The sequence below is a fragment of the Neobacillus camarae genome (assembly GCF_054950115.1).
Genome location: NZ_JBUCKX010000001.1, coordinates 802019 through 814055, shown reverse-complemented (window position 1 = coordinate 814055; position 12037 = coordinate 802019). Strand labels below are relative to the sequence as shown.

Sequence of the window (12037 nt, the reverse complement as noted above, 5' to 3'; positions counted from 1 at the left end):
TTATCCCCTCCTTTCCATATTGTTTTCCGGTTCGTTAGATATTGCATTAAGCATTACAGCAATATCATATGTTTGTTTATTTTCTTTAAGAAGTTTTTCGTCTGAAAATTTAAATTTCGTAATACTCATATTCTTTTCAATTTCTCCATTTATTTTCTCAATATAATTTCTTAAAATGTCTGTTATCGCGACCGCCACATTCTCTGTATAGTACACAGGAAAATGATTAGGGGTGTATGGAGGAAGGGGTTTTGTTTTATCCCAAATTACCGCAACAGCTCCGTTTGCAATCGCCTCGGAAAGTTCACCTGATTTCCCATTAAGCGGCACAAATAGCCCTCTCCGCTGGGGGACAGCAGCGGTATCACACACTGTTTGGAATAAAATATCGTCCTCGACCCCTCGCCTGTCAAGAAAAATTTTAATTAAATCTTTGCTTGATAACAGCATGCTTATCTCTCCTCAATTGCCTTCCGGGCAACAAGCCGGTCATCAAAATCATGAACCGTTTGGCCAATTATTTGATACGTTTCATGCCCTTTTCCGGCAATTAATATCACATCACCGGCGGACGCTTGATTTACAGCCGATGTGATCGCTTCTTTGCGGTCAGGGATAACTTGATACGTTTCTCCTTGAACCCCGGCTTCCATCTCGTTTAAAATCGCAATCGGGTCTTCGCTTCTCGGATTATCCGACGTAAATATCGGATCAGTAGACAAGCGGCAGGCAATCTGGGCCATCAATGGCCGTTTTGTCCGATCTCTGTCCCCGCCGCAGCCAACGACAGTAAAAATTCTTTTCTTAGCGAATTGCCTAACCGTGTTTAAAACATTTTCAAGGCTGTCAGGTGTATGGGCATAGTCGACGATGACAGTAAATTCCTGACCCGCTTGAACCAGTTCAAACCTCCCCGCGACTCCTTCCAATCCTTCGAGTGAAGGAATGATTTCCCTTATAGGAATCCCCGAAACCAATGCAGCTGAAATGCTGGCCAAAACGTTATATATACTGAATTTCCCAATAAGGTTTATTTTAATCGGGTGCTTTTCCCCGCCCTGCACAATATCGAAACGCGTGCCTGATGCCGTCATATTGATATTTATGGCACGAATGTCGGCACTTGAGTCAATCCCATAGGTGACCACATGCGCCGCGGCAGCCTTTTTAAACATTTCTGAAGCTGGGTCATCGGCATTTAACACGGCAAATTTCGGCTGATTTGTGTCATAGGTATTGCCCAGCTGGGAAAACAACAAGCTTTTTGCCCACCGATATTCTTCCATGGTTTTATGATAGTCCAGATGGTCTTGGGTCAGGTTGGTAAAAACCGCAACGTCATAATCACATCCATGTACCCTTCCTAAGTCAAGGGCATGTGAGGATACTTCCATCACAGCTGTTTGTACCCCCTCCTCTGCCATCTGATAAAAAGTCTTCTGGAGCGTCAAACTCTCCGGGGTCGTATTTTTTGTTTCCATTATTTTACCGGCGATTTTTGTATACATAGTACCTATTAAACCGGTTTTTTGGCCATAATCAAAGAATATTTTTTCAATCATATGACTGGTGGTGGTTTTTCCATTTGTACCTGTTATTCCTATCAGATGCAGTTTTTTTGTGGGCTGGCCATAAAACGCATCCGCCAAGACTGCCATTGCCCTCATCGTGTCTTTTACAATTATGACCGGCACTTCTAGTGCAAGCGGCCGCTCTGCAAGGATGGCGGCTGCACCATTTTGTACGGCAGATTCAGCAAAATCATGGCCGTCTACTGTGTAGCCTTTAATACAGATAAATAAGCTCCCGGGTGTGACTTTCCGGTTATCATTTTCAATTGACGTGATCTCAATGTCTGAACCCGAGTAAGGAGTTAACGGATGCAATGACTTTAGGAGCTGTTTAAGCTTCATGTTAATCTCAAATCCTCTCATGACCATACATCTTTTTTACAAATATTGACTTATGCCAGATACCTGACGAAGTGTCACCTTATTTTACATGAAAATAAATATTTTTGCTATTGACTTCTTAGCTGTTTTTTAAGAAAAGCGCAAGCTCCCTGGTTAGGGCCCTTTGGCCTCCTCCAAAAAGCTAACGCTTTTTGTTCGTGCGATGCCTAATGCTGCCGAAGCCTTCTTTGTAGAGGGCTCCAACTGAGATAAGGTGAAACTTCAAACAGCGAGTATTTTTCTCGTTGTTTGTTAGTTCACGGTTCTTACGGGCGCGTTGAACAGGATAAAGGATACACGAAGAGCCGAAAGTCGCATTCCAGCTTGACTTATCGTAGGGCGGAGACCGAAGGCATCTCGTCGGCTAGGGCGCTCCTTGAAAAAACTAATGCTTATCTTCGTGCGATGTTAATGCTGTCGTAGCTTTTCTTGTGGTGCTGGACAATTCTCAAAGTCAATATTTTTATCATTTCTTTATTTTTCAGGTTCTGTTAAACATGACTGTTGATTTCCACTCCAGGCACTCGCTTTCCGCGGGCGTGCCGGGGAGCCTCCTCGGCCCCGTACTCCCACAGGAGTCGAGCGCCTTCCGCTCCAATCAACAGAGTGTTATAAAAATCAACAATATCCTTTTACAGAGCTATTTTTTAAAAAGACTTGCCGCTTGCGGGCGGCTGGTCTAATCGCCTTTTCCAAAATAAAGCCGGATTTTGGATCCTTCCTTCACTTTCGTTCCAGGCGCCGGGGATTGGCTAACGACAACATCCCCTTCTCCGCTTGCATCTATTCTTAAATTGTATAGCTGTTCGTTTAGTTCAAGCTTTGTCATACCAACAAAATCAGGCAATGTAATGGGGGCTGTTTCCGGCCATTTTATTTCTTTTTCAATTTGATTTTTTCTAGGTTCCACTCCCATCGCGCTTAGACCATCTTTTATGATATTCCCTACGATTGGCGCGCTGACAGTACCCCCGAATGCAGTGACCCCTTTAGGATTATCTACTGCTACATACACGACAATTTGAGGATCGTCCGCCGGAGCAAATCCAATAAACGATACGATATAATTATTTTCCAAGTAACGGCCGCCTTGGGCTTTTTGCGCTGTCCCTGTCTTTCCCCCTACCCGGTAAGATTCCACAAATGCTTTTCCTCCTGTACCTTGTGCAACCACACTTTCAAGTGCGTTCCGGATCTCTTTTGAGGTCTTTTCAGAAATCACCCTCCTTTTGGCAACAGGAGTATTTCTCATCACGACTTCGTTCGTAACAGGATCAATTAATTCCTTGGCAATATAGGGTTTATACAAGGTACCGCCATTAACGGCTGCTGACACGGCTGCCACCTGTTGAATTGGAGTAACGGAAACCCCCTGGCCAAAAGCGGTAGTCGCCAATTCAACCGGACCTACCCGGCTCAAGTTAAATAATATTCCTGTTCCTTCTCCTTGTAAGTCAATCCCAGTTTTTTGCCCAAATCCGAAGTCCTTAATATATTGAAACAATTTCTCTTTTCCAACACGCTGCCCCAGTTCCACAAAACCTGGGTTACATGAGTTTTGGACAACTTCTAAAAAGGTTTCGTCACCATGGCCGCCTCTTTTCCAGCATTTTAATCTGGCTCCAGCCACTTGAACAGAACCGGAATCATGGAAGCGCTCTTTCTCCAAGTTCACTTTCCCTTCCTCAAGCGCTGCGGCAAGTGTAATAATTTTAAAAGTAGAACCTGGTTCATAGGTCATCCAAACGGGAAGATTTCGATTATAAACCTCCTGAGAAACATTCTGAAAGTTATCAGGGTCAAAAGTAGGCCGGCTGGACATGGCCAGTATTTCCCCATTATTGGGATTCATGGCAATGGCAATAATTCCATCTGGATTATATTTTGCCTGCGCTATATCCAATTCTCTTTCCACGATGGTTTGGATCTTGCTGTCTATTGTTAATTTCAAATCCAACCCATTAACTGGCCGCTCATAGTCATCGGCCATATCGTTCATTCTTTCTCCTTTGGCATTGGCATAAAATTTAACTGATCCCCGTTCGCCGTTTAACTCTTTATCATAATACTTCTCCAATCCCATTAAACCTTGGTTGTCCACTCCGGCAAAACCAAGAACATGGGACAAATAGCTGCCAAATGGATAATACCTTTTAGAATCTTCACCAATATAAACTCCATCCAGACCAAGGGCCCTGATTTCTTTTGCTTTTTCATGGGAAATTTTTCTGCCCTCTTTAATTCTGACAATCCTTTCTTTTTGGGTAATGTCCCGATAGGCTTTTTCTTTTGTCATATTCAAAACGCTGGCTAGCTTTTCGGCAGTTGTGGCCGGATCTTTTATTTGCCTCGGAACTACCCATACTGTGGGGGCACTGACATTTGTCGCAAGCGGCACTCCATTCCTGTCGACAATTTCCCCTCGTTCCGGTTCAAACGGTATATTTCGGCTCCACGAGTCTTTGGCGCGGTCTGTCAACATATCCCCAAGGTAAAATTGTACATAACCAAGCCGAACATCGATTATCAAAAAAATAAGTATTCCAACGAAAAGTGCAGTCAGTAACCGTTTACGGACAGTAACATTTGAAACACGCTTCACTCTTTAGCGCCTCCTCATACAGTATCGTTCATTTATATGCTTGTACATTAGCAATTTAGAACGTACCCGGTAAGTTGGAAGCCAAAGAAAAAGACCGACTTTTAAAAGTCAGCCTTTTCCCATTTAATCCTGTACCTTCTCTTCAGTTTCATCTGCTGTCGTTTCGTCATTTTCCTTAGCATTTTGCTGGTCATTCCATTGTTCTTCAGGGGTTTTTAAATCGACAATTAAATAATCCCCTTCTTTTAGCGGCTCTTTTGGTTTGATGCTCTGCTGAGCCACATAACCCTTGCCTTTGGAACTTAATTTCAAGCCCGAAAGATTGGCTACTTTCATGACATCCCTTAGGGACCATCCTGTCATATCTGGCGCCGTTAAATCACCATCGGTCTTTAATATCACTTTTTCCCCTTCTAAAATGGTCGTCCCTGCTTCAGGGAGCTGACCTGAAACCTTGGACCCATTACCAAGTAAAATGGCATCGAACCCTTGATCTTTTAGCTGTTTTTCAACCTCTGCAACAGATTTCCCCGTTAAATCAGGCAGTTTATTGACGGTTGCCTTTTCAACCTCAGATGGTTGAATATTTAAATAGTGAAGGCTGTTTTGCATCACCGGGTTAAAGATGGCAGAAACCGGTATTGCCCCTTGCCCCGCTTCGTCCCCTTGCAAGTCAGGCTGCTGTACTGCCACGTAGACGATTAATTTCGGATCGTCTTTAGGCGCCATTCCTAAAAACGAAAACATATAATTATTGACCCCTTTTAAATATCCTCCAGGTCCTGGTATGTTGGCTGTACCGGTTTTCCCCGCGACACTATAACCGTCCAGTTTATATCTGCCGCCAGTTCCGTTAGGTGAGGTAACAACAGTTTCCAGGTAATCCCTCACTTTTGCGGCGGTTTGTGCCGATATTGGTGTCCCAGCCACTTCCGGAGAAGTCTCTTGAATGGTTTCTTTTGTATCATGATTAACAATCTTCTGGATGATATGCGGCTGTAACATTTTTCCGTCATTTGCTATAGCCGTGGCCGCTTGGATTTGCTGAATGGCTGTAATAGCCGTACCTTGTCCATATGCCGTGGTAATTTTCTCACTTGGATAGGTATATTGGATTTTGCCGGTTGTTTCATTTGGCAATTCAATCCCGGTCGGTTTGTCAAAACCAAACTTGGTTAAATAGTCTCTGAATCTATCAAATCCCAGTTTTTCATTAGCAATTTTAGCAAACGCAACATTGGAAGAGCGCTGAACACCTTCCAAATAGGTAATCGTTCCCCACCCGGAACCGTTATGGTCATGAATTGGGCGATCCTTGTCGGTTACCCGATAAGACCCTGATTGATAGGTCTCATTAGGATCAAAAACACCCTCTTGCACCGCCGCAGCCAAAGTGAATATTTTCATGGTCGAACCCGGTTCATAGGATGTTTCGATGGCTTCATTGTGCCAGCTATCCTCAATCCCTTCCTTTGTTTTTGGATTGAACGACGGCCGTTGTCCCATCGCCAAAATATTACCGGTTTTCGGATCGGCAACGATGGCAATAATTTTCTTCGGCTTATATTCTTTTTCCACGTTGGTCATGGCATCTTCCAAAAAGGTTTGAATCTTTTGGTCAATCGTTAAATAAACATCGTTCCCATTTTGAGCCGCTGTCACTTTTTCTTTCCCGTCAGGAAGGATGTATCCCCAAAAATCACTTTCGTAATTAATCTTTCCATTCTTCCCTGTCAAATTGTCATTCAGCGATTGCTCAATTCCCATTTTTCCTATCGTTTTATAGGTTCCATCTTTTTGCTCCACTTTGTCGGCGTACCCCACTACATGGGAGGCGAAAACGCCATTAGGGTAAAAGCGTTTCGAATCACGTATAAATGTGATTCCCGGCAGTTTCAGCGACTCAATTTTTGTCTTTGTTTCCTGAGTGAGATCCCGGCCAGCTTTTCCAAACTCCACTTGGAATTTTCCCTTTTTCGATAAGGTGCTATAAATCTCGGATTCATCCATATCAATATATTTGGCCAGTTCTTTTGCCGTTTTACTCGGGTTGGTCACGTGCTTCGGATTTTTCGGGTCAGTTGTCATCTTCTTATCCAATATGGCAACCAATTTGTATGACGAGGTATCCTCGGCGATTACTTCACCATTCTTGTCATAGATAATCCCTCTTGATGCCGGCAGGACATCTTTTCGGATATATTTTTGTTCCGCTTTGGCTGCCAAAGGCTGCCCTTTGACTTCCCCGGTGATTTGAATGGTAAAATATCTGACGAGTAATACAAAAAAGAGCAGGCCGAATATCGCAAATAATATGGCTGCTCCTGCATTCATATAGGGCTGTTTCTTGTTCATTTCTCCTGCACAACCTTGACGTTATTTTCGTTTAGGACAAGACCCATTTCTTTGGCTTTCTGGTAAATTCGCTCATAGGTACTTAATTCACTCACTTGAACTTGCAAATCACTATTGACCTTCTGTTGTTCCTTTACTTTGGCCTCAACGGTTTGTATCCCTTTATTTACCTCATAAATTTTGGCTTGGGTGGAAATAATCATTACCCCTCCAAAACAAACCAGCCCGGCAAAGGCCACTCCAATAATCTTTTCTCCCGGAGTAAGCCAGGATTTTCTTATTTTGATTTGATGCTGTTTTTCAGTCTTTTGCGTCGTCACTCTCTGTTGCAATTCCCTGGCAAGATTACTCATTCTTTCCCCTCCGTCTTATACAATTTCTATAAAATTAGTCAGGCGAAAGCGCCAAGCAAGGCACTTTGCCTCTTATATTTTCTCAGCAATTCTCAGTTTTGCAGAACGGGCACGATTATTATTTTCCAATTCGACTTCCGAAGGAACTATAGGTTTTCGGGTGACCAGTTTTAAAATTGGCTTATACTCATCCGGAATGACCGGCAAGCCATGAGGCAGATCGGGCGTTTCACTGGCGCTTTTAAAAGCAGCTTTACAAATTCTATCCTCTAGGGAGTGAAAGGTAATGACGCTGATTCTCCCCCCTGGTTTCAACAATTGAATGGCTTGATTTAATGATTTTTCAAAAACAGCCAATTCATCATTTACAGCAATTCTTACAGCTTGGAAAATCCGTTTCGCGGGGTGTCCGCCTTTCCTTCTCGCCGGAGCTGGTATTGCTTCCTTAATAATATCCACCAGCTGTGCGGTTGATTCAATCGGTTTTTCCTGACGAATCGTTTCAATTCTCCGGGCAATTTGTTTGGAGAACTTTTCTTCACCATACCTAAAAAAGATGCGAACTAACTGTTCATATGACCACTCGTTAATAACCTCATAAGCAGATAAGGACGCTTCCTTATCCATTCGCATATCCAACGGGGCATCATGATGGTAGCTAAAACCTCGTTCAGGGGTATCAAGCTGTGGGGAAGATACGCCAAGATCATAGAGAATTCCATCTACTTGGGTAATTCCTAGTTTGTTAAGCTCCTCCGTCAAGAATAGAAAGTTACTCTTAATGATCGTTAAACGATCTTTGTACTGCGATAATTTTTCTTTTGCATGTGCTATGGCTGTTTCGTCCTGGTCAAAAGCAAATAGTTTCCCTTTGTCCCCAAGCCTCGTAAGGATACGGGAACTGTGCCCTGCACCTCCCAAGGTACAGTCCACATAAATCCCATCTGGTTTTATGGCTAATCCATCTACAGCTTCCTCTAATAGCACAGTTGTATGTTCAAACATTAACTTACCACCTTTTCCAATCGCAACGAATATCGGGGTGCTAATTTTCACACCGCAGAAAATATATTAACATAATTTAACCATTAAATATCAAAACCAATCATATTTTCTGCAATTTCTGCAAAGGAATCCTCAGATTGTGAAAAATAGTCTTCCCATATTGACTTGCTCCATATTTCGATACGATTAGAAACACCTAACACAACACATTCTTTTTCCAGCTTGGCATATTGCATCAGTGGCGCTGGAATGTTCACTCTTCCTTGTTTATCAAGTTCACTCTCTGTTGCACCGGAAAAGAAGAAACGGGTAAAGGCACGGGCATCCTTCTTTGTCAGAGGTAAAGCCTTTAATTTCTGTTCAATCTCTTTCCACTCTGATAATGGGTAACCAAATAAACATTGATCCAAACCCCTTGTTAATACAAAGGTGTCACCTAAGTCTTCACGGAATTTGGAGGGCACAATAATTCGGCCTTTAATATCAATGCTGTGATGGTATTCACCCATGAACATACCCACTACCCCCACTTTCTATTAAAAATGTACCACATTCCCCCACTTTCCACCACTTATTTTTTAACTATTCGTCTAAAAATTAAAAAATCCTCTTAAAAGGGCAAAGAAAATAAAAAAAGGACGACATTTAGTCATCCTTTAGATTTTTACAACCTTATGATACCCGTCGAATTCAAATGGAAGCATCATAAGTTCGTTTATAAAATTTAATCCGTACAGATTCAGATAATAAAACAGGTTCCAAACCCGCTCTTGAGGGTTGTTATCTGGTCGCAGCGCCAAATCGACCCGGGTAAATTTATTTAAAATAACATCGTGTCTACGTCTGATTGAATCTTCTAGTTTTGCCTGCATAAAACCTATTTCCTTAAGTAAATATTGTTCATTCTTTTTTAGCAGACTATGCAACCCTTTATCTATCTCGAGTGTTTTTGCTTCTATAAGCTGGTACTGATTGGCCAATTGCTCTTTTACACCGGCAAACAAACCTTCCAACTCTTTGTCTTTAATCATATCAAGAAATTCTTCTTTGCCCTTTTGTGTTCCGGTTTGCAGCACAGACGATAAGTCCAGATTCAGCTCGTTGACGAGAGTTTCAATGGCACGATCTAAAAATGTGATATTCAACCGCGGAACAATCGGCGGCAGTTTAATATGAAAGAGTTCAAATACTAGTTTTAATTCAGCCCAATAAGCGATTTCACCCGGCCCGGCAATAAAGGCAAGAGTCGGAAACAACCATTCCTGCATTAAGGGCCTGGTCACCACATTATTGCTTAAAAATTCAGGTTTTTCCTTAGCAAGCTCCAGCAACTGCTCTTTTGTTAACGAAACTTTCCCACTTTTCCCCACAAATCGGTGCGATTCATGATCAAATTCCAGTAAAATCCGTTCACCTTTTGCCTGGTCATAATAAAATAAATTGGCCGCCCGTTCATTCGCATCAATGGTTAAAGAAAAGCCTTTTCCAGCAATTTGCTTTTGCTGTTCCAATAAGGAGGAAGTAATCTGCTCATGGGCACTAATTTGTTCAGAAAGAAATTCCTTCTGCAGTTGGCGAAAACGGAAGTTACCGGAGTCCACCAGCAGCAGCCCATAGTCCTTAAATAATTCCATGGTCAAATGAGCAAAAAACTCCACAAAGGTGGTGGACTGATGAATGATGTTCTTGGCAAAATCCCTCAGTTTATTGGTATGGTTTGTTTCACCAAAATTCCCGATTAAGTTTTCAACCCATTCCCAACACACTTCTTGGTTTATTGAAATATCGGATACCATTTTCTTCTGAATTACTCTTTCCGGGTAGGTCCACTTATCCGCTTTCCCTTCAACTGGCACGTACACGTGGTTGACTTCTTGAAAGTCGTGGTCTTCCCCTGCTATCCAAAAGACAGGAACCACGGGCACTCCAAGCTGTCTTTCCTTTTGTTCGGCCAATTTAATAATGGAAATGACTTTATGTATCGAATAAAGCGGACCAGTTAAAATTCCTGCCTGTTGTCCTCCAATGACAACCACACTGTTTTCTTCCCTTAGTTTATCCTGTGATTTTTTGACCGCATTGGAAGTCGGCAGCCCTTCCATAAATTCCTCTATATGCGCTGCAACCTCTTGCCTAGGGAATTTTCTAGCCTTGAGTTCAGCCAAGCGTTTTGTGTCTTCAGTTATATCGTTCAGACGGTAATGGAAAAATGGCAATATTTCAGCTGATTGTTCTAAATATTTCGAAGCAAACCGATTGGTTGCCGGAACCGAGAGATTGAAAATCTCCATTTATGTACTCCCTTTCTGATTAAACAAATTCATTCTTTTAAAGAGTATACCATCTCCTGCCCGTTTCAAAAAAAATTTTTGCTTCAAATTTTCCATCATAATGCAAATACGAGTGCACGATAGATTAATCCAAATACAGTTAAAGCAATATAGGCAGTAAAAAATAATATAAAATTAAAGCGCCAGAAACCTTTCCATACTCGTTTGAAGGTTATTTCTTGCTTAACCTTCCAGTTCATTATGACCAAAACCATGGCAGTCACAATCATAATGAGGAAAATCAACCAAGTAAATGACCGGTGCCAGATGGTCTCCATTAAAAAATAAACAGCGATAATAAATAGAATGGTCGAGTAATCAAGGGCCTTATGTATGGATTTACGAATATTCTTCGTGGCCAATTGAAAGATAAACAGAACAAGGAAAAACCCCAAAAAAGGCATGGTGAATAGGACGGATAAAATGGCGGCAAGAAAGGCACTCATCGATTCGCTTCCCTTCCATCCAGTTCTTTTCCTTGAATTATCCAATAAAAGGATTCCAATAGCGGTGCTGACTTCTCTTCCTTTGCAGCTTCTCTCAGTAAGTAACCAAGTATAGCATCTACCTCCGTCTTTCGACCGGACTCTAGGTCTTTCAGCATTGAAGAACGGTTAGTGGCGGTATTCTTACATACGCCAAGGACTTTCTTCAGTTGGGCATCCATATGAACAATTTTTAAAATAGAACAAATTTCGGAATTAAGCTTTGATACGTTTTGCAGATAGAATGGATTGGATAACAACTGGCCATTTGTTATCTTCAGGACTGCGGTTAATGGATTTATAACGGCATTGACCACTAATTTATTTACGAGCATCTCGTAAAAATCGTCTTGAAAAATGACAGGAAACCCTTCTGGAACCGCTGACGAAAATTCGTTCAGTGTCTCAGGACTGCCTTTAAATACTGCCACATTTGTTACTCCTTCCCCATTATGGCGGACCGTATTCATGCCCTCTCTCATGGCCCCGTGTTCAACCGTTCCGACAAAAAGATTATGGCCCTGAATCAGTTGCAGCTGCTCTATGTGCCCCATGCCATTTTGTAAAAATAATAGATTACTTGGCCGATCTGTGAATTTGCGAATTTTTTCAATTATTGGCTGAAGCTGATATTGTTTTACTGTAATAATCGTAAGTTGTTCGGAAGCCTCCCACTCTGCTGCCATCCTGGCCAGGGGCTCACCGGTGATCTGTTCTGAACCTTTTTTAGCACATACTCCATTTTGGTTAATTTCCGCAGCTTGCTCTTTTGTTCTTGTATAGAGGGTTACCTCAAATTCCTTACAAAGATAGGAGGCAAATAATAGTCCAATGGAACCTGCACCAATAATTCCAACCTTCATTGATAACCCCTTCTTTTAGTTTGTTATTCCTATTTTATCAGAAAAGACCCGTTTCTGTTATAAGGATTTTATGTTCGGTGCTAAAGAGACTA

10 protein-coding genes are annotated in these 12037 nt (G+C 42.0%); all 10 read right to left on the bottom strand.

Features of this window, described 5'->3' with window-relative positions:
• The 10 genes from ACY8D0_RS03965 to ACY8D0_RS03920 all read right to left on the bottom strand — a co-directional run bounded on the left by ACY8D0_RS03965 (nucleotide 1) and on the right by ACY8D0_RS03920 (nucleotide 11945).
• On the bottom strand, nucleotides 1-330 hold the full coding sequence (locus tag ACY8D0_RS03965; protein WP_462409184.1) for a hypothetical protein: 330 nt from the start codon (nucleotides 328-330) through the stop codon (nucleotides 1-3).
• Nucleotides 331-452: 122 nt separating this feature from the next.
• Nucleotides 453-1913 carry a UDP-N-acetylmuramoyl-L-alanyl-D-glutamate--2,6-diaminopimelate ligase gene (locus ACY8D0_RS03960; RefSeq protein ID WP_462409943.1) on the bottom strand — a complete coding sequence of 487 codons (1461 nt, stop codon included), beginning with the start codon at nucleotides 1911-1913 and terminating at the stop codon, nucleotides 453-455.
• A gap of 718 nt (nucleotides 1914-2631) precedes the next feature.
• Nucleotides 2632-4554: a stage V sporulation protein D gene (locus tag ACY8D0_RS03955; RefSeq protein ID WP_462409183.1), complete on the bottom strand. Its 1923-nt coding sequence runs from the start codon at nucleotides 4552-4554 to the stop codon at nucleotides 2632-2634.
• A 123-nt stretch (nucleotides 4555-4677) separates the two neighbouring features.
• Nucleotides 4678-6909, bottom strand: a complete 2232-nt coding sequence (locus ACY8D0_RS03950; RefSeq protein ID WP_462409182.1) for a penicillin-binding protein — start codon at nucleotides 6907-6909, stop codon at nucleotides 4678-4680.
• Nucleotides 6906-7262, bottom strand: coding sequence for a cell division protein FtsL (gene ftsL, locus ACY8D0_RS03945; RefSeq protein ID WP_462409181.1), 357 nt, complete (start codon nucleotides 7260-7262; stop codon nucleotides 6906-6908). Before ftsL ends, ACY8D0_RS03950 begins: the two co-directional genes overlap by 4 nt.
• A 72-nt stretch (nucleotides 7263-7334) precedes the next feature.
• Nucleotides 7335-8267 (bottom strand): 16S rRNA (cytosine(1402)-N(4))-methyltransferase RsmH, encoded by a 933-nt coding sequence (gene rsmH, locus ACY8D0_RS03940; protein WP_462409180.1) that lies wholly within the window; start codon nucleotides 8265-8267, stop codon nucleotides 7335-7337.
• An 83-nt stretch (nucleotides 8268-8350) separates the two neighbouring features.
• Nucleotides 8351-8782 carry a division/cell wall cluster transcriptional repressor MraZ gene (gene mraZ / locus ACY8D0_RS03935; protein WP_462409179.1) on the bottom strand — a complete coding sequence of 144 codons (432 nt, stop codon included), beginning with the start codon at nucleotides 8780-8782 and terminating at the stop codon, nucleotides 8351-8353.
• 141 nt (nucleotides 8783-8923) lie between these two features.
• A complete protein-coding gene (gene bshC, locus ACY8D0_RS03930; RefSeq protein WP_462409178.1) occupies nucleotides 8924-10558 on the bottom strand; it encodes a bacillithiol biosynthesis cysteine-adding enzyme BshC in 1635 nt (544 codons plus the stop codon).
• A gap of 95 nt (nucleotides 10559-10653) precedes the next feature.
• Entirely contained in the window at nucleotides 10654-11043 is a 390-nt protein-coding gene (locus ACY8D0_RS03925; protein WP_462409177.1) for a DUF3397 domain-containing protein, read from the bottom strand.
• Nucleotides 11040-11945, bottom strand: a complete 906-nt coding sequence (locus ACY8D0_RS03920) for a 2-dehydropantoate 2-reductase (protein WP_462409176.1) — start codon at nucleotides 11943-11945, stop codon at nucleotides 11040-11042. Before ACY8D0_RS03920 ends, ACY8D0_RS03925 begins: the two co-directional genes overlap by 4 nt.
• Nucleotides 11946-12037: the final 92 nt, after the last annotated feature.